The sequence below is a fragment of the Paractinoplanes hotanensis genome, assembly GCF_023717965.1.
Lineage (GTDB): Bacteria > Actinomycetota > Actinomycetes > Mycobacteriales > Micromonosporaceae > Actinoplanes > Actinoplanes polyasparticus.
Genome location: NZ_JAMQOL010000076.1, coordinates 14,621 through 40,519, shown reverse-complemented (window position 1 = coordinate 40,519; position 25,899 = coordinate 14,621). Strand labels below are relative to the sequence as shown.

Below are 25,899 nucleotides of genomic sequence, written 5' to 3'. Positions count from 1 at the left end.
GTCAGGGGCCGAAGGTCCCACGGCGCGCTGCCCCGGCGGACCGTCGCCTGCCACGGAGCGCTCCCACGACGACCGGCACCACCGAGACGAGGACGACGCCGATCAGGATCAACTCGATGTTCGAGCGCACGAACGCGACCTGCCCGAGGAAGTAGCCGAGCGCTGTCACGCCGCAACCCCAGGACGTGCCGCCGACAACGTTCCAGACGACGAAAGTGCGGTACGACACGTGGCTCGATCCCGCCACAATCGGGGTGAACGTCCGCACGACCGGTATGAAACGGGCCAGTACGATCGACCGGGCACCGTATCTCGCGAAGAAGCCGCGGGCCCGGACGAGGTTGTCCTGCTTGAACAGTCGCGAGTCCGGCCGCCGGAACAACGCCGGTCCGACTCTCCGGCCGAACGCGTATCCGGTCTGGTCGCCGGCCACCGCCGCGGCCGTGACCAGCAGGCAGACGAGCCACAACGGCTGGTGCAGATGGCTGCCTTCGGCGACCAGCAGGCCGGCGGTGAACAGCAGGGAGTCACCCGGCAGGAAGAAGCCGATCAGCAGGCCCGATTCGGCGAACACCAGCGCCAGGATGCCGATCAGGCCGAACGTGGAGATCAGCCACTGCGGATGCAGGACGGAATCGGCGAACGCTGTCATGGATGCTCGGCGCGGGGGCTGGTCGCCGTGACGTCGAAGGTGCCGGTCCAGGCCGCCCTGGCGCCGGAGTCGCCGATGCGGTAGGTGCCGTAGACACCCGCGGCCGCGACGACGACCGCGACGGCCGCGATGACGCCCGTCACGGCCGACGACGTGGGGGCCAGATAGGTGCGGCGTGCGGACCCTTCGCCGGCCGTCTCGCGCTCACGCCACCAGACAAGCAGCGCCAGCACCGCGATCGGCAACGCGTAGAGAATGGCCGTGTCCCCCAGTTCGGCGTGCCGATGCACCAGGTCGCTGCTTGGCACACGCTGTTCCAGCCACTCCCCCGCGCTCGTGGTCAGCGGAACGAGAACGACAACCAGAAGGCTCAGTACGACATTCGCTCCCGCGAATCGGCGGCGGGCTGCCGGCCGGACGACGGTGGCGATGAGCAGCAGCGCGCTCAGCGGCAGCAGAACCACGACGGCGTGCACGAGCAAGAGGTGCGCGGGTAGCCCGTTGACGGTAGACATGCGAATCCTCCGGATAGGCGTCTTTCGGCCAGCGTACGAACAGTTTCTTGGAGTTCTCCCATCCGGACGAGGCAGGCTTGACACGTGGACACAAGCAACACACGACACCACGGCGTCCCGCGGATCCTGGCCGTCGAGGACGACCATGAGCTCGGCGACCTGCTGCTCAGGCTGTTCCGCGGAGCCGGCTATGCCGCCGAACTCGCGCGCGACGGGCAAGCCGGGCTTCACCGTGGCCTGACTCGCCGGTACGACGTCCTGGTGATCGATCGCGGCCTGCCTGCGATCGAGGGCCTCGACCTTCTGGCGCGGCTGCGGCGCAGCTCGGTGGGGACGCCGGCGCTGGTGCTGACCGCGCTGGGCACCGTGGCGGACCGCGTCGCCGGGCTGGACAGCGGCGCCGAGGACTATCTTGTCAAGCCGTTCGAAGTTGACGAGCTGCTCGCCCGTGTCCGGGCCCTGCTGCGCCGTCCCGGCTCACCGGATTCCACGCTGGCGATCGGGAACGCGGAGTTCGACCTGATCACTCGCCGGGTCGGCACCGCCGACGGCGCCAGCGTCACTCTGTCCGGCCGGGAGGCCGACCTCCTCCGCATGCTCGCGGAGGCGCCGGCCCGCGTGTTCGACCGCGCCGAGATCGTGGCCCGGGTCTTCCCCGATGCAGCCGCCGAGAATCTGGTCGACACGTACGTGCATTACCTGCGTCGCAAGCTGGGTGCCGGAGTGGTGTCCACCGTCCGCGGGGCCGGCTACCGGCTGGGGACGCTGTGAGCAGGCCCGACCCCGACGCGGCACTGCTGAGGCAGGCCCGCCGCACCGTGGCCGTTCAGAACGTCGCCGCGGTGGCGCTCATTCTCTTGTTGTTCGGCGTGATAGTGGCCTACGGCGTCGCGCGCGGCCAGCGTACGGATCTGACGCGTGCCTTGCGGCAGACCGCGGCGACCGTCCAGGACGTGAGCGATGTTCCGGCCGGGAGGTGGATCTACTTCCTGGATGCGAACGGCCGACTCTCGTCGACCGCGGACGCGCCTGCGGGCTTTCCCGATCGGGGCGCGCTCGACCGGGTGCGAGCCGGTGGGGCGGCCGAGACAGCCGCGGTGGACGTCGGCGGCACCGACTACTCGGTGGTCACCCAGTCCCGAGGAACCGATACGGTTCAGGTGGTCGGCAGCCTGGCCGGTCAGGAAGCTGAGCGGCACCGGCTGCTGGCCGCGCTCGCCCTCGCGGGCCTGGTCGGCCTCGCGGCCGCCGCGGTCGCCGGAATCCTGCTGGCTCGCCGTGCCACCGCGCCGCTGGGCGAGGCCTTGACCCGGCAGCGCCGGTTCGTCGCCGATGCCAGCCACGAACTGCGCACCCCCGTCACTCAGCTGCACACCCGGGCTCAGCTTCTTCAGCAGGATTTCCGGGACGGAGCGGCTCCGGAACGGACGGCGGCGGACATCGAGCTGCTCCTGGCCGGTACCCGGCAGCTCGGCGACGTGATCGAGGATCTGCTGCTGTCGACCCATCTGGAGCGTGGCACCGCCGCGGCGGCCGAGGTCGATCTCGGCGTAGTCGCCGCCGGCACCGTGGCGGCCTTCGCTGCCAGGGCTGGGGAGCAGCAAGTCGATCTTCTCTTCGAACCCGACCCGGACGGGCCCTCCTTGGTGCGGGGTCGCGAGGCGGCGCTTCGTCGGGTGGTCGTCGCGCTGGTCGACAACGCTCTGAGCCACACCCCAGCCGGTGGACGGGTCACGCTCCAGCTCCATTCGGACAGGAAGGACCGCACCGTGGTGCTCACCGTGCGTGACGATGGCTCGGGTTTCGATCCAGTCGACGCGGAACGTCTCTTCGACCGATTCGCCCGTGGTCATGGCGATCATCGGCGATTCGGGCTCGGCCTGGCGCTGGCCCGCGAAGTGATCACCGGGCACGGTGGGACCATCGAGGCCGCCGGCAAGCCCGGTCAAGGTGCGGCCTTCACGGTGAGGCTGCCGGGTGCCGGGTCGTGAACGACCGCAGATCACGGGCAGGTCATAGCCCGCTCACAGGCGCCGGACCGCGAATTCTCAGCAAGTCGGCCGATCGTGACCGCATGACGGTGACCACGGGCCCGCTCCCGGCCCAGCTCCCGGCCCCCTCTTCGGCTCCGGGCAGCGGGCAGCGCCGCACGGCCTCTGTCCGGTGGAGTGACGCCGGAGGAGTCCTGGCCGGGCTCACTCTGCTTGTGGTGACCGCCCTGTGGGTCAGCAACGGCGGGGTGCAGCAGATCGCAGAAGGTGGTGCGTCCGCCGTATCCGCGGCCGGCCGTCTCGCCGGGCTCTGGGCATCAGATCTACTGCTGTTTCAGGTGCTGCTGCTCGCGCGGATCCCACTCGTGGAGCGCGCCTTCGGGCAGGACAGGCTGGCCCGCTGGCATCGCTGGACTGGTTTCACGTCGTTCTGGCTCCTGGTCGCGCACATCGTCCTGATCGCCTTCGGCTACGCGGGCGCCGAGCACGCCAACGTGTTCGCCGAGCTCTGGGACATGATCTGGTCCTACCCCGGCATGCTGCTGGCCGCTGCCGGCACGGCTGCGCTGATCCTGGTGGTGGTGACTTCGATCCGCGCAGCACGGCGGCGACTGCGCTACGAGTCGTGGCATCTGCTTCATCTGTACGCCTATCTCGGTGTAGGCCTGGCGCTGCCGCATCAGCTGTGGACCGGCACCGACTTCATCGGCTCCACCGCCTCGACGGTCTACTGGTGGACTCTGTACGCCCTCGCGGCCGGTGCCGTGCTCACCTGCCGGATCGGCTTGCCCGCCTGGCGCAGCTGGCGGCACCGCCTGGTCGTCAGCCACGTGGTGCCGGAAGGCCCCGGGCTGACCTCGGTCTACCTGACCGGCCGGCGCCTCGACCGGCTGCCGGTGCGGGCGGGACAGTTCTTCCAGTGGCGATTCCTCGACGGGCCGGGCTGGTCGCGGGCGCACCCGTACTCGCTGTCGGCGACGCCGCACGGGCACCTGCTGCGGATCACCGTGAAGAATCTGGGCGACGGCAGCGCCCGTGTCGCGGCGATGCGGCCCGGCACAAGGACGATGATCGAAGGTCCGTACGGCAAGCTCACCGGTGACAGCTACACCGGCGGTCCCGTGGTCCTTCTCGCCTGCGGCATCGGTGTCACACCGCTGCTGGCGCTGCTCGGCGAGCTGCCCTACCAGCCGGGCGAGGCCACCCTGGTCTACCGGGCCCGCGACGACGCCGACGTCGCGTTCCGCAACGAGCTCCAGTGGTTCGCCACCAACCGGGGCGTGCGTCTGATGTTGCTGCTCGGCGGCCGCGCCGACCGGCCGTCCTGGCTGCCCGCGCAGTACGCCGATCACGCCGACGACGACGCGCTGCGCCAGATCGCCCCGCACGTCGCCCACGCTCACGTGTACATCTGTGGTCCGGATGCGTGGACCGACGCCGCCCGCTCCGCGGTCCACGCCGCCGGAACCCCCGCCGACCGGGTGCACACCGAACAGTTCTCCTGGTGACGAAAGGACGCCCGACCATGCGACGCATCACCCTCTGGCTCTTCTCCACGGTCGCCGCCCTGGTGCTGCTGTTCAGCTACCGCACCAGCACGGGCGCCACCGGGACGGCCGCCGCCTCGCCACCGGCAGCCACGGGCCCGGCGACGACGCCTTCCCCGACCAGGCCGGCACCGTCCAGCAGCAGCTCGACGAACGGAACGACCGGCAGCAAGACCTACACCGGCGCGGTGACCTCCACCCGCTGGGGCGACGTGCAGGTCGCCATCACGGTGACCGACGGCACGATCACCGACGTTCAGGTGCCCCTCTATCCCTCCGCGAACCACCGGGACCAGGAGATCAACGCCCACGCGTTGCCCGTCCTGCGCCAGGAGACGCTGACAGCGCAGAACGCGGACATCGATGCCGTCTCGGGTGCCACAGTGACCAGCGACGGCTACCGGCAATCGCTGCAATCGGCCCTCGACGCCGCCCACCTGTCCTGACACCCGCTTCCGGCGGCACTGGTCATCGGACGATCGCGGTGGTGACAGACACGTGGTGCAGCACATAACGAGAAACCGAGCCGAGCCGCAGGGCGGAGAAGCCACCCTTGCCCCGCGCGCCGAGCACGACCATCCGGGCCTGCTCCGCGGCCTCGGCGACAACCCGGTACGGATGACCGACAATCGCCTCGATGCGCAGCTCCACGGAGGGGTATTTCCGCTGCCATACGCCCACCTGCTCACGGACTGCGGCCAGTTCGGCCGTCGACACCTCCTCGCGGTCGATGAATGAAGAACCGAGCCACGGATCTGGTGGTGGCATCCACGCCCGCACCACCCGCAAGGGGACGTTCTGCGCGGCCGCCTGCTCGAATGCGAACTCTGCGGCTCGATCCGAGTGACCGGACTCGTCGAGTCCCAGCACGATGGGCGCCCCTGCCGGCTTGTCCCCGCCGTCACGCACCACGACGACCGAGCTCGAGGCATGTGCGGCCAGCGCCCCGGCCACCGACCCGAGCCAGAAGTCCTGAAGCAGGCCGTGACTCCGTCCGCCGACGACGACCAGGCTCGCACCGGAGGAAAGATCGCGCAGGACCGACGCCGGCGATCCGTGGGCGATCACCGTACGAGCGGTTACGCCCGGGAATTGCGCTCGGGCCCCGTCCGCAACGTCGGCCAGCATGACTTCCAGCTCCTTCTCGGCCGTCATGTCGGGCCACACCGGTACGCCGGGGACCAGGGAACTGGCCGGCAGGTACTCCGGCCACCGCCACACGTAGACGATGTCCACGTCCGCGCCCGTACGTGCCGCCTCGGCGAACGCCCACCGAAGCGCCTCTCGGGCATCGCGCGACCCGTCGTAGCCGACGACAATCTGTGAAGCTGACATGGCCGGGACCTCCTGTTGCGATCCGGTTCAGCCTGCGACCCGGTGGCCCGCGCGACCAGCGCCGGTCGGCCCCCACGCGGGGGCGACCTGGCCCTGTTCGCGTTGTGCGGCCCGACCGAGGCTGCCTGGGACGGGAGGAGAATCGCATGTCGCATCAGATCGACGTGGAAGTCGTGCACGAGGTCGATGATCTCGCGTTCCACTCGACGGCATGTCCTGCGCCCGGCGTATCGCGACAACACGCGACGGTCATTCCCCTGATTCGGCCGGGCTGCTCGCCCCGCCCGGCCGGGCTGATGGTCCCTTGTGCGCATGTTCTACGCGGATCCATCCAGAGACTGCACGAATCGACGTCGACAGGGGATCCTCCGATGGAAACGACCGAGCCGCTGCTGCGGCTGCGTGACATCCGCAAGAGCTTCGGAGCCGTTCAGGCGCTGGGCGGTGTGGATCTCGACGTCCCTGCCGCACAAGTGACTGCCTTGTGCGGCGACAACGGCGCCGGTAAGTCGGTTCTGATCAAGTGTGTGGCCGGCATCCATCAACCGGATCGCGGCCAGATCCGGTGGCAGGGCCGAGAGGTCCATATCCGCAGTCCCCGGGAGGCCTCGGCGCTGGGCATCGAGACCGTCTACCAAGATCTGGCGCTGGCCGACAATCTGGACATCGTGCAAAACATGTTCCTGGGTCGGGAACGGTTGCGTCACTGGCTGCTCGACGAGGCCGAGATGGAGCAGGCCGCCACGGCTACGTTGCGGGAGCTGGGTGTCACCACCGTCCGATCAGTACGGCAGCGCGCCGCATCGCTCTCCGGTGGCCAGCGCCAGTCGGTGGCCGTGGCCAGGGCGGTCATGTGGCATTCCAAACTGGTCATCCTGGACGAGCCGACCGCGGCGCTGGGCGTTACCCAGACCGCGATGGTGCAGGACCTGATCCGATCGCTGCGCGCGCACGGGCTCGCGGTGCTGGTCATCTCGCACAATCTGAACGAGGTGTTCGCGATCGCCGACCGCATCGCGATCCTGCATCTGGGGCGCCTGGCGGTCCAGGCGCCCCTCATCGAATTCGACCGGCGGCGCGTCGTGAGTTACATGACCAGTGGAGAAGCCGGAACCGAGGCAAGGCTATGACGGAGGTTGCTCCGTCCTCTCGGCCAACTCGGCTTGCCCTTCGCGATGCTGCGCCAACAGTGACCGGAAGGCCCTACTGGGGTGGCAGTCCGGTCTTCCGGCCCTGTCGAAGCCGCCCAGGCCCGACAACATTGACGGAAGGACGCGCCCGGTTCGGCACAGCATGAGGGAGGGAGGCGGCGATGGCCTCACCGTTGACGGTGTTCGACCACCTTGCCCTGCATCCGCTGGTGGCCGACCTGCCAGGTCGTTGGATCCGCCGGCTGGCCGCGCTCGGCACGTCCGTCACCTGGCCGGAGTCGACGCGGCTGATGCGCGAGGGCACCCCGCTCGACCACCTGTGGCTGCCGTGGTCGGGCGTCGTGATGCTCGACTTCCACCTGCCCGGCCACGGCGACGTGCCGATAACCCTCACCGGCGGCGACGGTGTGCTCGGCTGGTCCAGCCTGATCCCCCCGTACCGGTCGACCATCGGCGCGTTCATAGTCGAGGAGTGCCATGCGGTCGAGTTGCGGGCCGGTGGGCTTCGCAACCTGATCGCTGAGGAGCCTGCGCTCGGCTTCGAGCTCACCGACCGCCTGCTCGCGATCGCCGCTGATCAGTTGCACGCCGCGCACCAGCGAGTCGCCGACGTGCGCGGCCTCGATTCGGCCGATCGGCTCGGCTGATCGTGACCGCCGGTCCTGGCCGGCTGCGGATGTCCGGCGCGCACCTGAACGGCATGACCCTCAGCGAGCTCTCGGGCCGGTCGTCGCCGGGCCAAGGGCCAATGGCCCTGGCCGGCGGATCTTCGCCGCGATGTGCTGATACCGACGCCCCTGGTGGCGTAGCCAGAACAGTCAGCTGGAGGAGCTATGGGTTCTCTTGTGCTCGTGCCGTCGGACAAGGTGCTGGCGGAATGCGTGCGCTCGGCCACTTCGGCGCCGTCATTGCACAACAGCCAGCCGTGGCGGTTCGTGATCATCGGCAACACCGTCGAGGTGTACGCGGACCCCGATCGTCGACTGCTGGTGCTGGATCCGGCCGGTCGCGAGCAGCTGATCAGTGTGGGCGCAGCGCTTTTCACTCTTCGCCTGGCCGTGTCCAGAGCCGGCTTCGCGTCCCGAACGCGGCTGTTCCCGTCGCCGGACGAGCCCGACCTGGTGGCTCGGCTGACCGTCAAGGGCCGCGCGCCGGTCAGCTCCTCTGCGCAGGCTCTCGCGGCCGCCATCCCCCACCGCCACACGAACAGGTGGGCGTTCACCGCTGCTCCGGTCCCGGAGGCCGTCCTGAACAGCCTCCGGGATGCCGCACAGCGCGAGAGGGCTGTGCTCACCGTCGCGGCCCCGCCGGCCCGCGCTGCGATACTCGGGCTGGCTCGATCGGCCGACCGTTGGCTTCGTGCGCGTCCCGGCTACGGGACGGAACTGGCGCGCTGGACCGCGACTGGGCAGGATCGTGACGGTGTTCCCCCGTGGGCTACCGGTGTCGCCGACGTCCGTGGGACCATGCCTTTGCGGGACTTCGCCGAGGCCTCCGTAGCGCCGCGCCCAGTCGAGACGTTCGAGCCGCAGCCCACAATCCTGGCACTGGCCACGGCCGGCGACCGGCCGGCGGATTGGGTGCGCGCCGGGCAGGCACTGCAGCGGGTGTTGCTCAGCGCCACCTGCCAGCAACTAGCCGCCATGCCCATCAGTCAACTGGTGGAGGTTCCGGCGGTACGCAACGTTCTGTCGAACGCGGCCGGAGGTCTGTCGGTGCAAATGGTGCTCAGGGTCGGCTACGGCGCCGCTCGGGCGGGCACTCCCCGACGCCCGCTCGCCGAGGTCCTCACCACGCGTAGAGCACCGGCGGAGGCTCAGCCCCGGGCTGCCCGGGGAACACGCCGGGCCCGAGCCGCGGCCCGGTAGGTGTTCGGTCCCACCGTCAGCTCACGATCGCCGCCTGCTCGACTGCCGTCAGCCGGAGATGAACCGGAACAGGTCGTAGACCATGAAGGCGGGCCAGACGAACGCCTTCAACATGCCGATCACACCCTCCGCGAAACCGCTGGCCTGGCTGATGTAGTAAGCCAGGGCGCCGATCAAGCCGAGCCCGTATACCGCGTCCCCACCGCCGGCGCTACGGATCACCCGCTGGCGCTGCATCGTGTCTCCCATGGCGAAGCTCCCTTCCCGATCGTGCGGCGCTGTCCGAACCTGGACGCCTCCAGCGTGATCCCGGCGATCGCCTGGCCGACAGAGTCCTAGTACCTGCCCTAAGGCCTCCCACCGGCGACCGATGGCCCCTGACCACGGGCGGCACGAAAGACGACGCTGAACGTGCGATACACCGCCATCGGACACACCTGCGAGGCACTGATGATACCGAGCGCCGACGGAGGACCCATGATCCGTTCGAAGGCCGGGCGCGGCCTGACCCGTCGGGTCTATCGAGCCGGGTCGGCTGATCCGCAGGCCCGGCCGCTGCCGGCCGATCCGCCGGAGGTCGCAGCCTTGCTGTCCGGCGACGCATTCGCGGCGGCTCTGGTAGATCTGGCCGATTCGCTGGGCCACGAGCCGCGGCAGGTCCGCGCCGAGGCCGCCGGATACCTGCGCGAGATGGGCGCCAAGCACACCAGACGCGCGACCCGCGACTGGGCCCGGTTCAGTCACTGGCTGAGCCGGGCCCACGAGCTGGTCATCAACCCTGAGGATCTGCGCCGGCTGCGGTCCCTGGACCGCAAGCACGCGCTGCTGTTCCCGTTCTCGCACCGCTCCTACCTCGACGGCATCACGGTACCCGCGGCGATCTCCCGCAACGGCGTGGCCGCGCCATTCGTGCTGGCCGGCGCGAATCTCGACGTCTTCCCGTTCAACCGCCTGCTACGGCACTCGGGTTTCGTCTACGTCAGGCGCTCCACCACAGACAATCCGGTGTACCGGTGCGCGCTGCGCTGGTACGTCGCCCAGATGATCAAGGATCGGCGCAATCTCTGCTGGTCCATCGAGGGTGGCCGGACCAGGACCGGAAAACTCCGCCATCCCGCGTACGGGCTGCTGCGGTACGTGGTCGACGCGCTCGACATGGCGGCCGCGACGGACGCGGTGATTGTGCCGGTATCGATCGTGTACGAGCAGTTGCACGAGGTGTCGCTGGTCACGACCGAGGCACACGGGGCAGCTAAGCGCCCGGAGGACCTGCGATGGCTGTGGTCCTTCGGACGGGCTCAGCGCGAGCAGTTCGGCCGGGCGTATGTGCAGTTCGGGGAGGCCTTACCGCTGCGTGAGCGGCTCGCCGAGCTCCGCGCGGACGCCCCGGCCGCGCCGCGCGCGGTCGAGCGCATCGCGATCGAGACCTGCCGCCGCATCAACCACGCCACGCCGGTGACCACCACGGCGGTCGTCTGCACGGCACTGCTGGCCGCCGACCGCGCGGTGACGCTGGAAGAGGTGTTGCAGACGGTAGCCCCGCTGGCCCGCTATCTCGCTCGGCGGGGGCACTCGGTCGCCGGCGCTGCTGATCTCACGGACCCGGCGACCATCCGCCACACGCTCGACGGCCTGGTCCGTTCCGGAGTTCTCGCCGGTTTCGACGGCAGCACCCACAGAGTCTGGTCGGTCGCTTCCGGCCAGCACCTGGTCGCTGCGTTCTATCGCAACACCACCGTGCACCTGCTGATCGACCGGGCCGTCGGCGAACTCAGCCTGGTGGCCGCGGCAGAAGACGGCGAGGACGGGCTCGCGACCGCCCAGCGCGAGACCTTGCGACTGCGTGACCTGCTGAAGTTCGACTTCTTCTTCCCGCCGCGCGCCGAGCTGGCCGCCGCGATGGCTGCCGAGCTTGCGACCGTCGACCCGCGGCTGAACGGCGAGCTGCGCGCATTCGGTCCGGCCGAGGCGTGGCGGTGGCTGCGGGAAAGCGACCTGCTGGTCGCCCACCTGGTCCTCCGCCCCTTCCTGGATGCCTATCTGGTGGTGGCCGAACAGTTGACGGCCTGGCACGACTTCGAGCCGTTCGACCAATCCGGCTTCCTGAACCAGTGCCTGCGGCTGGGCCGGCAATGGGCGTTGCAGAAACGCCTGGCCAACGAAGAATCCGTGTCGCTGGAGTTGTTCCGGCCCGCCTTGCGGCTGGCCGAACATCGGGGCCTTCTCGAACCCGGCCACGAAGCCGCCCAACGGCGCGACGACTTTCGTGATCAGGTACGCGAGACGGTACGCCGAGTCCACGTCATCGCCCGGTTGCACCCCGGGGAGCGGACATGAACATCACTGTGGCCGACGCCATCACCGGAGTCCGCACCGGAGCAACCGGACCCGAGATCGCCGCCTTCTTCGACCTCGACGGCACCCTGGTGCACGGGTACACCGCCGGCAGCATCTGTCGCGACCAGATCCTCCGGGGCGAGGTCGGCCCCTTGGAACTCGCCCGCATCATGGCCGCGGCAGTGGACAGCACTTTGCTGGGTGGCGATCCGCAGACGGTAGGGCGGATGGGTTTCGCGGCCCTGAACGGACGCAGAGCGAACGCGGTGGCCGAGATGGGCGATCGGCTGTTCGCGAACCGGATCGCGGGCACCCTGCGGCCGGAGGCCCGTGACCTTGTGCGCGCCCACCAGCAACGGGGCCACACCCTCGTGATCGCCTCGTCGGCGACCCGCATGCAGGTCGCCCCGGTGGCCCGCGACCTGGGGATCCCGCACATCGTCTGCACGGAGCTCGAGGAAGTGGGTGGCGTCCTGACCGGCCGGAGCACCACCGGCATGCTGTGGGGCGAGCCCAAAGCCGCCGCGGTGCGCGCTTTTGCTCAAGCCAACGGGGTCGATCTGCGGCGCAGCTACGGCTATGCCAACGGCCCGGAAGACGTCGCCTTGTTGGCCGCGGTGGGGCGGCCGTACGCGCTCAACCCGCACCCGGCCCTGCGCCGCGCGGCCTTGGACTTCGGGTGGCCGGTGCTGACGCTGCGCGAGCCCAGATCACCGGGACTGCGCTCCTACCTGGGCACTGTAGGCGCCCTGCTCGGCGCGAACACCGGAGTGACAACCGGCGCGGCGTTAGGGTGGCTGACCGGCGATCATCGGCTGGGCGTCAACACCGGGACCGCGCTCGCAGCCGATCTCGGGCTGGCCTTCGCCGGTGTACGCCTCGACGTGGTGGGAGAGCACAATCTCCACAGCGCCCGCCCGGCCGTGTTCATCGCCAACCACCAGAGCACACTCGACGCGCTCGTACTGGCCGCGCTGCTGCGACACGACTTCACCGCCGTGGCCAAGAAAGAGGCACGTCTCGATCCGCGAATGGTCATCATCGGCGCCGCACTGGACCCGGTGTGGATCGACCGATCCGATGTGACGCGGGCGAAGGCGAGCCTGGACCAGGTCGTCCAGCGGCTCCGCGACGGCATCTCGATCCTCATCCTGCCCGAGGGCACCCGCATGCCGACGCCCCGCGTCGGACGATTCAAGAAGGGCGCGTTCCACGTCGCCCAGCAGGCTGGAGTTCCACTCGTGCCCGTCGTGCTGCGCAATACCGGAGAGCTGGCCTGGCGCCGATCGTTGCTGATCAACCCGGGCACGGTCCAGGTCGCCGTCCTCGACCCGATTCCCACCACCGGTTGGGCGGCCGACCAGATCGAAACGCGCAGCGCTGAGATACGGCAAAAATTCGTAGACACCCTGGACCAGTGGCCCGCACGCGTGGATGCGAGATGATCGCCCGTACGCCCACCGTGGCTGTGCTCGGAGGCGGCACTTGGGGCACCACCGTGGCGTCGATCGCGGCCCGCCGCACCGCACGGTTCTGTGGCTACGCGACCCGGGTCCACACGAGCAAGGGTGCCGCCCGGCCACGAAGTCTTCGGGGAGGCGTGGTGAACACGAAATCGAAGTTCCCGGGCAACTGGCAGCTCCTTCGAGGCAGTGATCGTGGCGGCGCTGCTCGGCGGAATGCGGCGTTACCACCACCGGCACGGAATCGAACTCGGCGAGCTGTCGGTCGTCGTGCCCGGGGACGGCAGTCTCACAGGAGCTGTCTTCGCCGGCCCGGCCGGAGTGACTGATCCGCGGGAACGCGTCGCCGTCCTCCACGGTCTCTTGCTGACGTCGCATGTGGAGCAGACCCAGCACGGCCTCTCCTCGCTCACGCCGCTGTTGAATCGTCTGCCGGCAACAGTCATCGGCGCGGCGAGCAAGATGTTGACGCCCGCCGACCTGCGCGTGTCGTTCTCGGCCACCATCGTGTCAGCCACCCGTTGGGCCGGTGTCACGGTCCAGGAGTCGTACTTGTTGGGCTGGGTCTGACCATGGACGCCACGGTCGTACCCGACCCGGACTGTCTGGTCGCCTCCGTGGGCGAAAGCTTCGATGAGGTTCTCGCCCTCAATCGCGTAGTCTGAGTTCGCGTCCCAGCTCGGGAGGTGTGATGGCTCGAAACTGGTGGCAGGCGGGCCGGACCGTGACCGCCGCGGCGGTGGTCACGGTGATGCTCGCCTGCTGTTCGGGTAATGATCCGGTGCCGTCGTCGAGCTCCCCGCCTGCGTGGCCGGCGAGCGGCACGCGCACGGTGGAGGTCGCCGGTCGGCCGGTCACGGTGCACGTCCCGGCTTCCTACGATTCGAGCCGGTCCGTCCCGCTGGTGGTGGCGCTGCACGGCTACACCTCCGACGCCAAGGAGCTGGAGAGCTACCTGCGGCTCACTCCCGAGTCGGATAGGCGTGGATTCGTCTACGCCTATCCCGATGGATCGACCGATGACCAGGGCGAGCACCTCTGGAATGCCACCGACGCGTGTTGCGCCTTCGCCGAGCCGAAGCCCGACGACTCGCGCTACCTCAGCGAGCTCATCTCCACGATCCGGGACGCCTACCGTATTGACCGCGCACGCGTCTACCTGATCGGCCACTCGAACGGCGGATTCATGACGTTCCGGATGGCGTGCGATCACGCCGACCAGGTCACCGCGATCGCCTCCCTCAACGGCGCCGGCTGGAACGACGCCTCGCGGTGCCAGCCGGCCGAACCGGTGAGTGTGCTCGCCATCCACAGCACCGCCGACGAGACCGTCGCGTTCGACGGCGGCGACATCAACGGCATCGGTTATCCGTCCGCGGCCACCACGGTCGCCCAATGGGTGAGCTACAACGGCTGCGCCACAGCCGGTCGCGACGCTGAGGGCCTCGACCTGGTCACCGATCTGCCGGCCACCGAAACGTCGGTACGCTTCTACAGGCAGGGATGCGCCGCCGGGTCGACCGTTCAGGCATGGACGATCAACGACGGTTCGCACGTGCCCGAGTTGGGACCGGGCTTCGCTCCGGCTGTGACCGATTTCCTGCTCTCACAGGCGAAACGCGCTCGGTAACGGGCGCGATCCGCTGGCATCCGCACAGATCCGACCTCGGCGGACGGGGGGAATCAGCCCTCGATGACAGCTTCCACCCTGACCACCGCGCCGGGAGCGGCGGACGGCACCATGGTGCCGTCCACGTGCTCGCCATCCACGACCAGGTACGAGACCCGGCCGACCGTCCCGGCCACCTTGCGTACTGTGATCTCGTAGGTGGCGCCACGGAAAGCACGGGTGGCCTGGAAGCCGGTCCAATCCGCGGGCAGCACCGGGTCCAAGCGCAGCCCGGTCAGCTCCGGCCGGATGCCGAGGATCCACTGCGTGATCGCGACGAAGTTCCACGCGGCGGTGCCGGTGAGCCACGAGTTCTTGGCCTCGCCGTGGGTCGGCGCGTCCGGGCCGGCGATCATTTGCGCGTAGACGTACGGCTCGCAGCGATGCAGCTCGCTGATCGCCTCCCGCATCGACGGGTTGATCCGGCGGTAGTAGTCGAAGGCGCGATCGCCGTTGTTCATCATCGCCTCCGCGATCATGATCCACGGATTGGTGTGACAGAAGATGCCGGCGTTCTCCTTGTACCCGGGTGGGTAGGAGGATATCTCGCCCAGCTCGATCCGGTAGCCGGCGTACGCGGGCTGCTGCAGGACGATGCCGTGCGCGGTGGCCAGCCGCTCAGTGACGCTTCTCAGCGCCCGCGCGGCCAGCCCGTCGCCGTGACCGACACCGGCCAGAACACACATACCCTGCGGTTCGATGAAGATTTGTCCCTCGTCGTTCTCGCTCGAGCCGATCGGGTGGCCGCGGAAGTCGTACGCGCGGCGGAACCAAGCGCCGTCCCAGCCGTGCTCCACGATCGCGCCGGTCATCTTCTCCGCAGCGGCGCGGTACTCAGCTGCATCCCCCGGCATCCGCTGAAGCTCGGCGAGCGCAGCCAGTTCCTTGGCAGCAAAGACGAACTGCCCGGCGATGAAGACCGACTCGGCGGCCCCGCCGCTCACGTTCTCAGTGGTCTGGAACGGCTCTCCCGGGGTGTCGGAGAAACAATTGAGGTTGAGGCAGTCGTTCCAGTCTGCCCGCCCGATCAACGGCAGGCGGTGCGGGCCGAGCCGTTCCTGGCTGTAGCGCAGCGATCGACGCAGGTGCTCGTACAGTGGCGCCTCGCTGCCGGGGTCGTTGTCGAATGGCACGGGCTCGTCCAGGATCGTCCGGTCACCGGTCTCCTTGACGTAGGCGGAGACCCCGAGCACCAGCCACAAGGGGTCGTCGTTGAAACCTGCTCCGATATCGTCGTTGCCGCGTTTGGTCAGCGGCTGATATTGGTGGTACGCCCCGCCGGTCGCCATCTGGGTAGCGGCGATGTCCAGTATTCGCTCGCGGGCCCGCTCCGGGATCATGTGCACGAACCCGAGCAGATCCTGGTTGGAGTCGCGGAACCCCATGCCGCGGCCGATCCCCGACTCGTAGAACGACGCCGACCGGCTCAGATTGAAGGTCACCATGCATTGGTACGCGTTCCAGACGTTGACCATCCGGTCGGTGTGCGGGTCCGGAGTTGTCACGCGCAGGCCCCCCAGCAGCCGGTCCCAGGAGGCGCCGAGCGCGGCGAAACCTCCGGCGACGGTTTCCGGCCGCAGCCAGCGCTCGATGACCGGCCGTACGTTCCGCTTGTTCAGCGTCTGTGAACCGGGTGGGTCGAACTTGTCCGTCCGCGGGTTCTCGGCGTACCCGAGCACGAAGACAACCTCACGGGTCTCCCCCGGCGCCAACCCGAGCCGTACGTGGTGGCTGCCGATCGGCGCCCAGCCGTGCGCGACCGAGTCGAAGGCCGCGCCGCGCTCGACTGCCGCCGGTCGATCCCAGCCGCGGTAAGCCCCGAGGAAGGTCTCCCGCTGGGTGTCGAACCCGGCCAGCGGCTCCGAGCACGCGAAGTATGCGAAGTGGTCGCGCCGCTCCCGGTACTCGGTCTTGTGGTAGATCACTCCGTCCACCACCTCGACCTGACCCGTGGAGAAGTTGCGCTGGAAATTCGTCGCGTCGTCCTGCGCGTCCCACAGGCAGAATTCGACCGAGGAGAACAGTGAGAGCTCGGCTGTCGTGTCCCGCTCGTTGGTGATCCGGACCCGCCACACCTCGAGCGTCTCGCCGAGCGGCACGAAGAACAGCGTCTCGGCACGGATTCCGTTGCGGGCGGCGGCGATCCGGGTGTACGACAGGCCGTGCCGGCATTCGTAGTCGTCCAGCGGGCTGCGCGTGGGCTGCCATGCCGGCGACCAGAAGTCGCCGGTGACGTCGTCGCGCACGTACACGTACCGTCCGCCGACATCGAACGGCACATTGTTGTATCGGTACCGGGTGAGGCGGCGCAGCCGGGCGTCACGGTAGAACGAGTAGCCGCCCGCGGTGTTGGAGACGATGCCGAAGTATTGCTCGGTGCCCAGATAATTGATCCAGGGAAGCGGCGTGTCCGGCCGGTCGATGACGTATTCGCGACGCTCGTCGTCGAAATGCCCGTAGCGCATCAGCCTCTCCCGGCCCAGTACGGCATCACCACATCGGTGCTCCACGTAGCCGGATCGGGCTGCGCGGCGGGGTTCGTGTAATACACCTCCCAATGCGGCCCGGCTGATTCCACCCCCCGCTCCTTCATCCAGTCGGCGATCGCCTGGTAGGCCAGAGCCAGATCCTCATAGCGCCCGTAGTGGGTAGTGACTGCCGCCGTTCCGCCGGGTAAACGCGACGAGACAACGCGTCCGCCGTCGCGTATCGGTTCGAGGACCGGAAAACCGGCCTCCACGTCGACGGCGCCCCCGTGGAAGGTGTACCGGGCGAACGGAGGGCCATCCGTCCGGATTCCCCGATCGGTCAGGTAGCGGTTGACCTGCTCGTAGACGCCGGCCATCCACGCGGGTACCCGCTCGGTCGGCATGCTGCCCCGGACAACCGCGGTGTTCTGAGCGGTCAATACCCGGCTTTCGATGTGATAGGTCATGGTCCACCTCCGCGCGGCGTTGACGTGCTGAGAGCTCAGCTCTTGTCAGGAGCCTCGGGCCGCGGCGCCAGCACGACCACGGCGGTTTCCGTCGGTCTCAGCGCCGCGTAGGCGTCCAGTTCGGGGTCGTACTCGTGCCAGCGCGCCCACAGCCTCGACCGTTCGTCGCCGGCTGCGGCGTGGGCCCGGACCAGGCGCCGCCCATCCGTTACCTGCACGGCGGCGTCCGGGTGGTCGCGCAGGTTCAGCCACCAGGCCGGTTCGGACTTTCCCCATCCGTTCATGGCCAGGGTCACCAGATCGCCGCCGTCCTCGAAGTACGCGAGGATGACGCCGCGCTGCCGACCGGTACGGCGGCCGACAGTGGTCAGCCGCAGCATCCCCCACCGGCCAGGACGTGGGCGACGCAGTCCCAGTCGTCCACCGCTCGCCCGGTACAGAGTCCGATGGAACGTCCAGGCGAAGCGGATGAACCAGCGGGGTGGCAGCCAGGGCCGGCCCGCCTTCTGCTTCAGCGGCATGGTGTCCTCCATCGAGTGACGGTTCAGCGACCGCTTCCGGCCCTGATCGGCGCGATACGACGTGGTGGGGTGTCTGTCTCGGCAAGAACTTCCGGCTCAGACGGCGCCCGGCGGACGGGAGGGGTTCGGGCTCCGCGCCCGCCGGACGGGTCGTTGCGTGGCGTTGTCGTCAGCGGGTTGCCGGCTGGTGTGCCGCGCGACTGGCGGGCAGTGCGAGGGCTCCGGCGAGAGCCACGATCACACCCACCACCCACGAGGTCCACGACGCTTCGGTGTAATCGCTGTACGAGAAGACCCACGGGGCCACGAACGCCACCACACCGGCGCCGATGGCGAGGATCTCGTCAGCCATCAGACCCGGCGCGTACAGAGCGATCAGTCCGAACACGGCCGTGAACGCGCCGATGATCGCCATACCCCAGGCGCCGGCGGTATCGACGTCGAACCAGATCGGCGACAGCGCCAGGAACAAGCCCGCTGCCGTGGTGATCCAGTCCTGCCATCGCTGCCACGGCTTGGTCGCCATTGCCATTTCGGTCACCTCCTGTTAGCTCGCACCAACATGAGAAGTCCACCTCTGACGCCCGCTGTCCAGTAGGGCCGAACGGCCCGTGCCCATGCCGTGGGCGGCCGGTGAGCCGTTTGGAGGGACCGTTGGGTTCAGGGCGGCCCTCCCGCGCGCTCCGCTGGGCCGCAGATCGGGGCCTCTGCTCGCGCCGCGGACGAGCTGGAGACCCGTTCGTGGAACGCCGAACGGCGGTGCGACCGGGGGGACCTTCATGGCCGGAAGACTCCTGAGGGCTGACGGACGGCCCTGCTGAGGACCGCGGCGCACGGCTACCGTGAGGGACGAGAAGTGGAGGCTGTGTCATGGCCATGACCAAGCGCTCGATTCGCATCCTGGACCCGGCGACCGGCAGGGGGGTCCGTGTGTGCCCCGGTCCCTCCTCCACGGGAGCCTGTCCACTGGCCCGCCCGGACGGCGTCGTGCCGTGCGCCGGTTTCCTGATCGCGCCGGCCGCAGCCGACCCGGAGTACTGGCCGCTGCCGATCCCGATCGGCTATCGGCACTGTGACGTGATCTGGAACGAACGGGCCCGAACGGGCCTGCACAAGGCTGAACGTGCGCATGAGCAGTGGCAGGCGGGTCTGAACCGCGAAGTCCAGCGGGTTCGAAAGCTGGCTGCCGGCGGAGATCCGCGATACCGGAGGATGACCGATCGCAATCTTGAGAAGACTGCCCTGTGGCGTTGGCGGCTCACCGGTCAGGCGCAGGCCCTCCGCCGGTCGGAGGAGAAGAATGAGCGGCAGGCGGAGACCTATCTGGCCTTCGTCAAGTACCGGCGTACGTCCGGCACAATCTCAGGAGCCTCCACCGTCAGGAGCGCATGAGGCGCGGCACGGCGCGGTGTACGGGACCACCACGACCGGCTGATCAGCGAATTCCAACATGTGCCGGGTGTGGTGACCCACGTACGGCCGGCCCGTGCCCCTGATATCGGACCGGCCGACCACAATCAGATCGGCGGCGTACGCTCGCGCCTGCTCGAGGATGGACGGCACCACGGACCCGCTTACCACGATCCCTTCGAAGGGCACGCTGGTGCTGTCCGCGAGATGCCGCACATACCGCAGTACCGGGTCACCGGTTGGCTCTCCAGCGGGTTCTGTCTCCCTGCCGGTCCGTACGACGACGGTCCGAACGGAGGCTCCACAATGCCCGGCGAGCTCCACACACAACCGGGCCGCCGCGAGGGCCGCCGGGGAGTCGTCGGCTGCCAGCAGAATTCGTGCGATCATGAAGCACGCTCCGATCCCGTGCGTCGGGCCGCCCATCGCAGCTGAACCCCTTCGGCCCGTTCGTCCTCGTCCAGTCGTTCGGTGAGGCTCCGGAGCGCGGACTCGAGACGCGGGATCCATCGGTCGGAAATCGCATGCAAGCGCCTTCGGGTCTCCCGCATCTCGGTCTCCAGGATCCGGCATGCCGCTGTGGCCGCAGCATGTTCTACGGCCGCCCGGAGCGCACGCCGGTGAGCAGTGGCGGCCTCCGTCAGCGCTGCACTTCCCGGACTTCGCGCTGTGATCGATTGGTTCGGCAGAATGCAGACGACATCACTGGGGTAGCGCACTCCCATGACGGCATCCCAGGTGACATTCACCTCGGTGAGCTGGTCGGCGTTACCGAACCGGATCTCGCGCTGTCCCCCCATCACGGCTACGCGCGTGAGCCACCGATCCGCTTCGTGCTGCGTCGCGGCCCATTTCGCGCGGGTCCGGTCCGCGACCAGGGTGAGGCGTTCCCGCTCCCTGCGCAGGACGTGCGCCTTGTGATCAAGCAAGGTGGCCGCACGATGGGCTGTCCTCAGGCGTTCGCCGAGCCACATCCGGCCTGCTCGGCCCGGCGGAACCCGCAGGTCAGCCATGGTCGTCGCCGCCGGTCAACGGCACGTGACGAGCATCGAGCAGAGCCGGCGTCACCATCGTCAGCTCCCGGCGCGGGAGCAGCGACAGGACCCGCCAGGCGCGGTCGAGAGTCTGTTCGATGCTGCGGATTTCATCAGTACGCTGATCGACGAAGTCGCGGCTGAACGCGCTCTCGAACGCGAGATACTGCCGATCGGTCGCGCTCAGCGCCGCGGCGCCGACCAGTTCGGCCAGCTCCCCCACCTGACGGGCCCGGGAGAGGGCAGCCAGCAACTGGGCGGCGACGTCAAGATGATCCTCACGGGTCCGGCCGGGCCCGGCGCCGTGGCGCATCAGCCGGGACAGCGACGACAAGGGCTCGACCGGCGGGTACACGCCATGGGCCGACGCGCCGGCGGAGAGCACGACCTGACCCTCGGTGATGTACCCGGTGAGATCCGGTATCGGGTGCGTGATGTCACCGCCGGGCATGGTGAGCATCGGCAGCACAGTGACCGAGCCTGGGACACCACGGATGCGGCCGCAGCGCTCGTACAGCGAGGCCAGGTCGCTGTAGAGATATCCGGGATAGGCGTGCCGTGCCGGAACCTCGCCCCGGGCCGCTGACACTTCGCGTACCGCTTCGCAGTAGCTGGTCATGTCGGCCATCACCACGAGGACGTGCCGGCCGAGGGAAAAGGCCAGGTGCTCGGCCACGGTCAGAGCGATGCGCGGCACCAGGATGCGTTCGACCACCGGATCGTCGGCGGTGTTGAGGAACAGGGCGAGCTCACCGGCGGCGGAGCGCTCCTCGAGTCCGTCGCGGACGGCTGCAGCGTCGGCGTGGGTGAGGCCCATCGCCGCGACGACGACAGAGAACGGCTCACCGCCGGTAGTGGCCTGGGCGGCGATCTGGGTGGCGAGCTCCAGGTGTGGCAGGCCCGCGACCGAGAACACGGGCAGCTTCTGCCCGCGCACCAGCGTCGTCAGACCGTCGATGACCGACACCCCGGTCAGGACCGGATCGGTCGGTGGTTCCCGCATGGTCGGGTTGAGAGGATGGCCGTTGACCGGCGCGGACCGCGCGGCGAACACCGGTGGCCCACCGTCCATCGGCTCGCCGCGGCCGTTGCAGACGCGGCCGAGCCACCCCGCACCGACCGGGACGCGCAGCGGACTGCCGTCGAAGGTGGCGTAAGTGCCGACCCTCTGGATTCCGCCGGTGCCCTCCAGCACCTGGACGACCGCCAGGTCACGGTCGACCTCCAGGACGAGGGCGTGCCGGATTTCACCGGTAGGCATCCTGATCCGGGCGAATTCGTCCCAGCCGGCCGGCCCAGTGCCCGCACCGCATCTCCGGGGCAGATGCCACCGGTGTACTCGTAGGCTTGAAGCGTCACCGTGTCCGTCCCCGGGCCGGTGGTCTCGTCACACATCGAAACGACCTCCGCGGGCAAGCGGCGACTGCCGATCTCGACGAGCTCCGCCATGCCGGCGCCGCTCAACCCGTCCACTTCGACGAGCGGACCGTTGACGCGGCGGACCGTACCGGTGATCATGGCTCCTCGGCTCCCGCCGCGACCGTGTCCACGGCGCGCTCGGCGAACGCGATCAGCGAGAGATCGACGCGGCGGGCTCCCGAGCGGGCGATGACCCCGCCACCTTCCGCTTCCACGACTTCGGCGTCCGGTCCGAGCAGGCGGTGTGCCACCGCGGTCAGCGTCTCGCGGACGACGGCGTACCCGGGCTCGTCCTGGATTCGGAGGACGGCCTGCCGGCTCTGCCGGCGCAGCTCGTCATAGGCCTCACGACGGGCCTGGAGCGTACGGGCGCGTGCCGCGCGCCGCGCCCGGGACCGCTCGATCGCCAGTGCCGCCTCGGCGTCCGCGATGCCGGCTTCACGTGCCGCGGTCAGGATGCCGTCCACCCGGCGGCCGGCCACGGCCAGCGTCTCAGCCACCTGCGCCCGCGCCTGCGCGTTGTGCGCGTCCACGTCGCGCTGGGCGGCCGCCAGCAACGAGGCCCGGACCGGGGTCAGCGCCTCGGCCACGTCGTCCACGCGCACAGTCATGTCATCACCGCGATCAACGGGCCGTCATCGGCGTCGAGTTGCCCGCGCAATGCCGTCTCGGCTGCAGCGGTCAACACCACGACTGCGATGCCCGCGGGTAGCTCCGACCACCTACGCCGTACGGCCTCGGGGTCCTCGGCGACGCGGACCAGCGCGCCCGCGAGTCCGTACCCCTGGACGGCCGTCCGGGCACCGATCACCGCGACCTGGCTCATGGTCACGCCTTTCCGATCAGAATGATCGACACGATGAGGCCGTAGATGGCGATGCCCTCGGCGAGCCCGACGATCACCATGGCCCGGCCGAAGAGCTCGGGTCGCTCGCTCATCGCGGCGAGGGCAGCCGCGCCGGTGTAGGCCACCGCGATCGCGGCGCCGATGGAGGAGCCCGCGACTGCGATCGCCGCGGCGAGTAACGCCATGCCACCGCCGGTGCTGACATCGGGCGCGGCCGCCGTGATCGGCGCCGCGGTCGCCGGGCCGGCAGTCAGCGCTACCGCGGACAGCACCGCGGCGACCACCATCATGGCCGCGTTGGTCGCGGCCCGGATCCGCATGCCGCTACGGCCGCGGCGGCGCATGAGCACCAGCGCGTACGCAGCACCACCGATCAGGGCCGGCAGTGCGATCAGCCAGGTGAGCATGACGCTTCTCCGATCGTCTCGGTGGGTACGTGCCAGGGCCGGAACGGCCGGCCCTGTCGTTGGAACACGCGTGAGAACAGTTCGTAGTACTCCAGCCGCAGTGCCTGTACACCAGCCACGAGGGCCTCCAGCGAGAACGCCAAGGCGTTGCCTGTCGTGAAGACGATGACCGCGGCCACCGCTCCGGCGGCTCCGCGCTGCCACAAGCCGGCTGTGGCGGCCCAGACGATGCCACTGAGCACCGCGTGGGTCAGTCCGAACGCGGCCAGGCGCGCGAACGACACGGTGTTGGAGCCGAGGCGGATCACCACGTCGAACGTCTCGATGAGGGCCTGAGCCACACCGGACGCACCACCGCCGGCCTCGGCCAGCAGTCCGGTGAAGACGAGCACGAGGCTGGTCAGGGCAAGTAGGCCGGCCACCGGGACGAGCCACTCCACCGACAGGTACCAGCTCAGCACGGCCAAACCGGCGGCCAGGGACAGCGCGCTGCCCGCCAGGCCGGACGGTGCGGTCAGGGCCACCAGCCAACCGCTCTCACGGATTCGGTTGACGGTGCCCAGAGCGTACGCGCCCGCCAGCAGCACCGCGCCGAGACCGACCCCGGCCAGCAGCAGCGGCACGGGGTGTTCCGCCGGCGCCAGCCAGAGGGTGGGCACCAGCCCGGTAGGACCGAAGCATTCGCCGTACAGCAGGCCGAACAGCAAGCTGGAAAGGCCCGCTCCGGCGATGAACCGCCAGTACGTCTGCAGCTTGGCCAGCCATTGCGGCCGGCCCCGACGAATCAGGAGCGCGCCGAGCACCAGCAGGGCGCCGTGCCCGACATCTCCGAACATCGCGCCGAACATCACCACGTACGCCAACCCGGCGAGAACGGTCGGATCAACGTCTGCGTACGGCACGGTGGTGTACGTGCTCACCAGTGGGGAGAGCTCCGCTCGTACGGTGCCCGGTGCGGTCGCCGTCGGTGGCTGGATGCCGCGTGGTGACGGCAACGGCGCTACGGCGCCCCCGACGTCTGCGAGCCGGGCCGCCACCGCGGACACCCGATCCGACGGCGCCCAGCCGAGCAGAGCCGCGACATTTCCACGAGTCACCGCTTCGGCGCAGTATCCGGCCAGCTCGGCCTCACCGGCCAGCAGGTCCGTGCGCCCGGCCTGTTCCCACCGGTCAAGGTTCGGTCCGTCCACCGCCAGCCGGGCCGGGCCGGCCGGATCGGCCGAGCGTCGCAGGCGTCGCGCAGCCTCGCCGGTTGCGGCGTCACCGGGTGCCAGGGTGCGTTCGAACTCGATCACTCCGGCGTCGGCCACCCGGACGAGAACCTGCCGCAGGTACGACTGTGGTGCCACTACCGCCACCCTGGTCATCGGTGGCGTGCTCAGCAGGTTACGCCAACGCATCCCACACCTCCCGATCGGCGCCGCCGCGTGCCGCCAGTTCCAGCGCGGCGGTCACGAGCCAGGCATCGGCGGCCAGGACCACGGCCGCGCCCAGTGGTCGCCGGCGGCCGAACGCGGGATGCAAGGCGAGCGCTGTGCCGTCACGACGCAGCCGGGCCCACCATCGGATCTCCGCCAGCCACAGGTCTGACGGGTCCGTCACTTCGTCCAGGGCCCAACGGGCCGATACGGGCAACCGTCGGGCGAGGTCGGCCAAGCCGGTCGCCCCGGACCATCCGGCGCCCAGCAGCCGACCGATCACGGCCGCTGTGCCCACGCCAGGGCGAGGATTCCCAGTGGCGACAAGCTCCCTCGCCACGAGCAGCGCGACGGCGCCTGCCGCCCATGGACGGGCCGGTTCGATGTCAGCGCTGACGCGGGTCGCCCATGAGATCCGCAGCCACGTCGAGATGGCCCGGTGTGTATCGGCGCCGGGGTCACCCCACGCCGAGGCGGCGAGTGCGGCACGCAGCTCAGCGGGCGAGCTGGTCCTGGACAGCCGTGGCCAGGCAGTGGCGAGGCTGCCCAGCCGGAACGGCGGCACGCCGGCTTCGAGCGGATCGGCCGCGAAACCCGACAGGTGCTCGTCGATGTTCGCGATCTCGAACCAGCCCGCCAGCAGCCGGAACAATCCGGCGCCCTCGGCGGGCAGCCAGCCGGCCAGGACCCGCAGGTTCCACAACGTCGTCGCCTCCACCGCCCGTTCGGCAGAGGCGAGCGTGTCGGCGGGTCCGACGTCTCGCCCGTACGGCGAGCGGGCCAGGACCTCCAGCGCCGCGGGAAGCCCCGGGCAGGTGGCCAGTTCACGGGCGGCGACGGCACCCAGCCGCCGGCGAGCCATCGCGGTGGCCCGGACGCTTCCGGCGACCCACCCCGCGGTCATGGGATCGCTCCGGTCCGGGCACCGTCCTCGTTCTCGAGCGCTGCGATGTCACGCCGGACCGTTTCCACCACTTCACGCACCAGGCCCGGAAGCCGGTCCGCAGCGCGACGGGCAATCTCCTCGGCGGCCGCCCGGGACTCCCCCTCGACGGCCACCAGAGCTGTCCGGGCGAGCTCGTGCACCCGCGCCGCCTCGGTCGCACGTGCGGCCTGCGCCGCACCTTCCGCCTGCGAGATCATCGCCGCCGCCCGCCGGCGGGCCTCATCGACACGGAGGTCGGCCTCGGTGGCGCCGGCGGCTCGCCGGCGTTCACACTCGGCCGTGGTCGCGGCCAACGCGGCGAAGACCGGTTCGAGTTCCGCGGTCACGCCGGTACGCAGGTCGACGGGCATCCCGGCTGCGCCGGGCGCCCCTGGTGCACCGGCTGCCCGGAATCTGCTCAGCAGATCACGAAGACCCGGCATGGCAGCGCTCCT

Annotated in this window: 29 protein-coding genes and 1 pseudogene; 12 read left to right on the top strand and 18 right to left on the bottom strand. The window is 69.6% G+C overall.

What is annotated here, in order from left to right; all coding sequences use genetic code 11:
* Nucleotide 1 precedes the first annotated feature (1 nt).
* Entirely contained in the window at nucleotides 2-652 is a 651-nt protein-coding gene (locus LXN57_RS43320; RefSeq protein ID WP_251804138.1) for a DedA family protein, read from the bottom strand.
* On the bottom strand, nucleotides 649-1,167 hold the full coding sequence (locus LXN57_RS43315) for a DUF2231 domain-containing protein (RefSeq protein WP_251804137.1): 519 nt from the start codon (nucleotides 1,165-1,167) through the stop codon (nucleotides 649-651). The genes LXN57_RS43320 and LXN57_RS43315 overlap by 4 nt, the downstream gene beginning before the upstream one ends.
* 84 nt (nucleotides 1,168-1,251) lie before the next feature.
* On the opposite strand from LXN57_RS43315, the gene LXN57_RS43310 reads away from it, so the two are divergent.
* The 4 genes from LXN57_RS43310 to LXN57_RS43295 all read left to right on the top strand — a co-directional run bounded on the left by LXN57_RS43310 (nucleotide 1,252) and on the right by LXN57_RS43295 (nucleotide 5,151).
* A complete protein-coding gene (locus LXN57_RS43310; protein WP_251804136.1) occupies nucleotides 1,252-1,938 on the top strand; it encodes a response regulator transcription factor in 687 nt (228 codons plus the stop codon).
* Entirely contained in the window at nucleotides 1,935-3,158 is a 1,224-nt protein-coding gene (locus LXN57_RS43305) for a sensor histidine kinase (RefSeq protein ID WP_251804135.1), read from the top strand. The genes LXN57_RS43310 and LXN57_RS43305 overlap by 4 nt, the downstream gene beginning before the upstream one ends.
* An 83-nt stretch (nucleotides 3,159-3,241) precedes the next feature.
* A complete protein-coding gene (locus tag LXN57_RS43300; protein ID WP_251804134.1) occupies nucleotides 3,242-4,666 on the top strand; it encodes a ferredoxin reductase family protein in 1,425 nt (474 codons plus the stop codon).
* 17 nt (nucleotides 4,667-4,683) lie between these two features.
* Entirely contained in the window at nucleotides 4,684-5,151 is a 468-nt protein-coding gene (locus LXN57_RS43295) for an FMN-binding protein (protein WP_251804133.1), read from the top strand.
* Between the two features lie 22 nt (nucleotides 5,152-5,173).
* Here LXN57_RS43295 and LXN57_RS43290 read toward each other — a convergent pair whose 3' ends face one another.
* Nucleotides 5,174-6,040, bottom strand: a complete 867-nt coding sequence (locus LXN57_RS43290) for a universal stress protein (protein ID WP_251804132.1) — start codon at nucleotides 6,038-6,040, stop codon at nucleotides 5,174-5,176.
* A 146-nt stretch (nucleotides 6,041-6,186) separates the two neighbouring features.
* Between LXN57_RS43290 and LXN57_RS43285 the strand changes: the two genes are divergently transcribed.
* The 3 genes from LXN57_RS43285 (at nucleotide 6,187) to LXN57_RS43275 (ending at nucleotide 9,059) form a co-directional block, all read left to right on the top strand.
* Entirely contained in the window at nucleotides 6,187-7,170 is a 984-nt protein-coding gene (locus tag LXN57_RS43285; RefSeq protein ID WP_438872978.1) for an ATP-binding cassette domain-containing protein, read from the top strand.
* Nucleotides 7,171-7,352: 182 nt separating this feature from the next.
* Nucleotides 7,353-7,838, top strand: coding sequence for a Crp/Fnr family transcriptional regulator (locus tag LXN57_RS43280; RefSeq protein WP_251804131.1), 486 nt, complete (start codon nucleotides 7,353-7,355; stop codon nucleotides 7,836-7,838).
* 186 nt (nucleotides 7,839-8,024) lie between these two features.
* Nucleotides 8,025-9,059 carry an Acg family FMN-binding oxidoreductase gene (locus LXN57_RS43275; protein WP_251804130.1) on the top strand — a complete coding sequence of 345 codons (1,035 nt, stop codon included), beginning with the start codon at nucleotides 8,025-8,027 and terminating at the stop codon, nucleotides 9,057-9,059.
* Nucleotides 9,060-9,107: 48 nt separating this feature from the next.
* On the opposite strand, the gene LXN57_RS43270 is transcribed toward LXN57_RS43275, so the two are convergent.
* Nucleotides 9,108-9,308, bottom strand: a complete 201-nt coding sequence (locus LXN57_RS43270) for a hypothetical protein (RefSeq protein ID WP_251804129.1) — start codon at nucleotides 9,306-9,308, stop codon at nucleotides 9,108-9,110.
* 228 nt (nucleotides 9,309-9,536) lie between these two features.
* Between LXN57_RS43270 and LXN57_RS43265 the strand changes: the two genes are divergently transcribed.
* The 4 genes from LXN57_RS43265 (at nucleotide 9,537) to LXN57_RS43250 (ending at nucleotide 14,489) form a co-directional block, all read left to right on the top strand.
* A complete protein-coding gene (locus tag LXN57_RS43265) occupies nucleotides 9,537-11,396 on the top strand; it encodes a lysophospholipid acyltransferase (RefSeq protein ID WP_251804128.1) in 1,860 nt (619 codons plus the stop codon).
* Entirely contained in the window at nucleotides 11,393-12,841 is a 1,449-nt protein-coding gene (locus LXN57_RS43260) for an HAD-IB family hydrolase (protein WP_251804127.1), read from the top strand. The genes LXN57_RS43265 and LXN57_RS43260 overlap by 4 nt, the downstream gene beginning before the upstream one ends.
* A gap of 213 nt (nucleotides 12,842-13,054) precedes the next feature.
* A complete protein-coding gene (locus tag LXN57_RS43255; protein ID WP_251804126.1) occupies nucleotides 13,055-13,429 on the top strand; it encodes a hypothetical protein in 375 nt (124 codons plus the stop codon).
* A 121-nt stretch (nucleotides 13,430-13,550) separates the two neighbouring features.
* Nucleotides 13,551-14,489, top strand: coding sequence for a CE1 family esterase (locus LXN57_RS43250; RefSeq protein ID WP_251804125.1), 939 nt, complete (start codon nucleotides 13,551-13,553; stop codon nucleotides 14,487-14,489).
* 53 nt (nucleotides 14,490-14,542) lie between these two features.
* Here the strand turns inward: LXN57_RS43250 and LXN57_RS43245 are convergent, their stop codons facing one another.
* From LXN57_RS43245 to LXN57_RS43230, 4 genes are all read right to left on the bottom strand, one after another.
* A complete protein-coding gene (locus LXN57_RS43245; RefSeq protein WP_251804124.1) occupies nucleotides 14,543-16,993 on the bottom strand; it encodes a glycoside hydrolase family 94 protein in 2,451 nt (816 codons plus the stop codon).
* Nucleotides 16,993-17,463 carry a GyrI-like domain-containing protein gene (locus tag LXN57_RS43240; protein WP_251804123.1) on the bottom strand — a complete coding sequence of 157 codons (471 nt, stop codon included), beginning with the start codon at nucleotides 17,461-17,463 and terminating at the stop codon, nucleotides 16,993-16,995. The genes LXN57_RS43245 and LXN57_RS43240 overlap by 1 nt, the downstream gene beginning before the upstream one ends.
* Before the next feature lie 35 nt (nucleotides 17,464-17,498).
* Nucleotides 17,499-17,996 (bottom strand): nitroreductase/quinone reductase family protein, encoded by a 498-nt coding sequence (locus tag LXN57_RS43235; protein ID WP_251804122.1) that lies wholly within the window; start codon nucleotides 17,994-17,996, stop codon nucleotides 17,499-17,501.
* 157 nt (nucleotides 17,997-18,153) lie between these two features.
* Nucleotides 18,154-18,516 carry an SPW repeat domain-containing protein gene (locus LXN57_RS43230; protein ID WP_251804121.1) on the bottom strand — a complete coding sequence of 121 codons (363 nt, stop codon included), beginning with the start codon at nucleotides 18,514-18,516 and terminating at the stop codon, nucleotides 18,154-18,156.
* A gap of 338 nt (nucleotides 18,517-18,854) precedes the next feature.
* Here LXN57_RS43230 and LXN57_RS43225 point away from each other — a divergent pair, with 338 nt between their 5' ends.
* Entirely contained in the window at nucleotides 18,855-19,376 is a 522-nt protein-coding gene (locus LXN57_RS43225; protein ID WP_251804120.1) for a hypothetical protein, read from the top strand.
* Here the strand turns inward: LXN57_RS43225 and LXN57_RS48465 are convergent.
* The 10 genes and pseudogenes from LXN57_RS48465 to LXN57_RS43185 form a co-directional block, all read right to left on the bottom strand.
* Nucleotides 19,347-19,784: a universal stress protein gene (locus LXN57_RS48465; RefSeq protein ID WP_369077306.1), complete on the bottom strand. Its 438-nt coding sequence runs from the start codon at nucleotides 19,782-19,784 to the stop codon at nucleotides 19,347-19,349. The genes LXN57_RS43225 and LXN57_RS48465 overlap by 30 nt on opposite strands.
* On the bottom strand, nucleotides 19,781-20,368 hold the full coding sequence (locus LXN57_RS43220; protein WP_251804119.1) for a V-type ATP synthase subunit D: 588 nt from the start codon (nucleotides 20,366-20,368) through the stop codon (nucleotides 19,781-19,783). Before LXN57_RS43220 ends, LXN57_RS48465 begins: the two co-directional genes overlap by 4 nt.
* Before the next feature lie 31 nt (nucleotides 20,369-20,399).
* Nucleotides 20,400-21,752, bottom strand: a complete 1,353-nt coding sequence (locus LXN57_RS43215) for a V-type ATP synthase subunit B (protein ID WP_285904745.1) — start codon at nucleotides 21,750-21,752, stop codon at nucleotides 20,400-20,402.
* 110 nt (nucleotides 21,753-21,862) lie between these two features.
* Nucleotides 21,863-21,946, bottom strand: a pseudogene (locus LXN57_RS48460) (hypothetical protein); the annotation flags it as partial.
* A complete protein-coding gene (locus tag LXN57_RS43210; RefSeq protein WP_251804117.1) occupies nucleotides 21,943-22,458 on the bottom strand; it encodes a hypothetical protein in 516 nt (171 codons plus the stop codon). The pseudogene LXN57_RS48460 and the gene LXN57_RS43210, both read right to left, overlap by 4 nt.
* Nucleotides 22,455-22,673 carry a V-type proton ATPase subunit F family protein gene (locus tag LXN57_RS43205; RefSeq protein WP_251804116.1) on the bottom strand — a complete coding sequence of 73 codons (219 nt, stop codon included), beginning with the start codon at nucleotides 22,671-22,673 and terminating at the stop codon, nucleotides 22,455-22,457. The genes LXN57_RS43210 and LXN57_RS43205 overlap by 4 nt, the downstream gene beginning before the upstream one ends.
* 2 nt (nucleotides 22,674-22,675) lie before the next feature.
* On the bottom strand, nucleotides 22,676-23,101 hold the full coding sequence (locus LXN57_RS43200; protein WP_251804115.1) for an ATP synthase subunit C: 426 nt from the start codon (nucleotides 23,099-23,101) through the stop codon (nucleotides 22,676-22,678).
* On the bottom strand, nucleotides 23,086-24,501 hold the full coding sequence (locus LXN57_RS43195; RefSeq protein ID WP_251804114.1) for a V-type ATPase 116kDa subunit family protein: 1,416 nt from the start codon (nucleotides 24,499-24,501) through the stop codon (nucleotides 23,086-23,088). The genes LXN57_RS43200 and LXN57_RS43195 overlap by 16 nt, the downstream gene beginning before the upstream one ends.
* Entirely contained in the window at nucleotides 24,488-25,423 is a 936-nt protein-coding gene (locus LXN57_RS43190) for a V-type ATPase subunit (RefSeq protein ID WP_251804113.1), read from the bottom strand. Before LXN57_RS43190 ends, LXN57_RS43195 begins: the two co-directional genes overlap by 14 nt.
* Nucleotides 25,420-25,887 carry a hypothetical protein gene (locus LXN57_RS43185; RefSeq protein WP_251804112.1) on the bottom strand — a complete coding sequence of 156 codons (468 nt, stop codon included), beginning with the start codon at nucleotides 25,885-25,887 and terminating at the stop codon, nucleotides 25,420-25,422. The genes LXN57_RS43190 and LXN57_RS43185 overlap by 4 nt, the downstream gene beginning before the upstream one ends.
* Between the last annotated feature and the right edge of the window lie 12 nt (nucleotides 25,888-25,899).

Coding starts and splice junctions, on each gene's coding strand:
- LXN57_RS43245 (WP_251804124.1), bottom strand. CDS start 16,993: ATGCGCTACGGGCATTTCGACGACGAGCGTCGCGAATACGTCATCGAC.
- LXN57_RS43300 (WP_251804134.1), top strand. CDS start 3,242: ATGACGGTGACCACGGGCCCGCTCCCGGCCCAGCTCCCGGCCCCCTCT.
- LXN57_RS43185 (WP_251804112.1), bottom strand. CDS start 25,887: ATGCCGGGTCTTCGTGATCTGCTGAGCAGATTCCGGGCAGCCGGTGCA.
- LXN57_RS43230 (WP_251804121.1), bottom strand. CDS start 18,516: ATGGCAATGGCGACCAAGCCGTGGCAGCGATGGCAGGACTGGATCACC.
- LXN57_RS43270 (WP_251804129.1), bottom strand. CDS start 9,308: ATGGGAGACACGATGCAGCGCCAGCGGGTGATCCGTAGCGCCGGCGGT.
- LXN57_RS43315 (WP_251804137.1), bottom strand. CDS start 1,167: ATGTCTACCGTCAACGGGCTACCCGCGCACCTCTTGCTCGTGCACGCC.
- LXN57_RS43235 (WP_251804122.1), bottom strand. CDS start 17,996: ATGGAGGACACCATGCCGCTGAAGCAGAAGGCGGGCCGGCCCTGGCTG.
- LXN57_RS43320 (WP_251804138.1), bottom strand. CDS start 652: ATGACAGCGTTCGCCGATTCCGTCCTGCATCCGCAGTGGCTGATCTCC.
- LXN57_RS43240 (WP_251804123.1), bottom strand. CDS start 17,463: ATGACCTATCACATCGAAAGCCGGGTATTGACCGCTCAGAACACCGCG.
- LXN57_RS43220 (WP_251804119.1), bottom strand. CDS start 20,368: ATGTGGCTCGGCGAACGCCTGAGGACAGCCCATCGTGCGGCCACCTTG.
- LXN57_RS43200 (WP_251804115.1), bottom strand. CDS start 23,101: ATGCTCACCTGGCTGATCGCACTGCCGGCCCTGATCGGTGGTGCTGCG.
- LXN57_RS43275 (WP_251804130.1), top strand. CDS start 8,025: ATGGGTTCTCTTGTGCTCGTGCCGTCGGACAAGGTGCTGGCGGAATGC.
- LXN57_RS48465 (WP_369077306.1), bottom strand. CDS start 19,784: ATGATCGCACGAATTCTGCTGGCAGCCGACGACTCCCCGGCGGCCCTC.
- LXN57_RS43205 (WP_251804116.1), bottom strand. CDS start 22,673: ATGAGCCAGGTCGCGGTGATCGGTGCCCGGACGGCCGTCCAGGGGTAC.
- LXN57_RS43290 (WP_251804132.1), bottom strand. CDS start 6,040: ATGTCAGCTTCACAGATTGTCGTCGGCTACGACGGGTCGCGCGATGCC.
- LXN57_RS43225 (WP_251804120.1), top strand. CDS start 18,855: ATGGCCATGACCAAGCGCTCGATTCGCATCCTGGACCCGGCGACCGGC.
- LXN57_RS43260 (WP_251804127.1), top strand. CDS start 11,393: ATGAACATCACTGTGGCCGACGCCATCACCGGAGTCCGCACCGGAGCA.
- LXN57_RS43190 (WP_251804113.1), bottom strand. CDS start 25,423: ATGACCGCGGGGTGGGTCGCCGGAAGCGTCCGGGCCACCGCGATGGCT.
- LXN57_RS43265 (WP_251804128.1), top strand. CDS start 9,537: ATGATCCGTTCGAAGGCCGGGCGCGGCCTGACCCGTCGGGTCTATCGA.
- LXN57_RS43280 (WP_251804131.1), top strand. CDS start 7,353: ATGGCCTCACCGTTGACGGTGTTCGACCACCTTGCCCTGCATCCGCTG.
- LXN57_RS43285 (WP_438872978.1), top strand. CDS start 6,187: ATGTCGCATCAGATCGACGTGGAAGTCGTGCACGAGGTCGATGATCTC.
- LXN57_RS43295 (WP_251804133.1), top strand. CDS start 4,684: ATGCGACGCATCACCCTCTGGCTCTTCTCCACGGTCGCCGCCCTGGTG.
- LXN57_RS43210 (WP_251804117.1), bottom strand. CDS start 22,458: ATGACTGTGCGCGTGGACGACGTGGCCGAGGCGCTGACCCCGGTCCGG.
- LXN57_RS43250 (WP_251804125.1), top strand. CDS start 13,551: ATGGCTCGAAACTGGTGGCAGGCGGGCCGGACCGTGACCGCCGCGGCG.
- LXN57_RS43195 (WP_251804114.1), bottom strand. CDS start 24,501: ATGCGTTGGCGTAACCTGCTGAGCACGCCACCGATGACCAGGGTGGCG.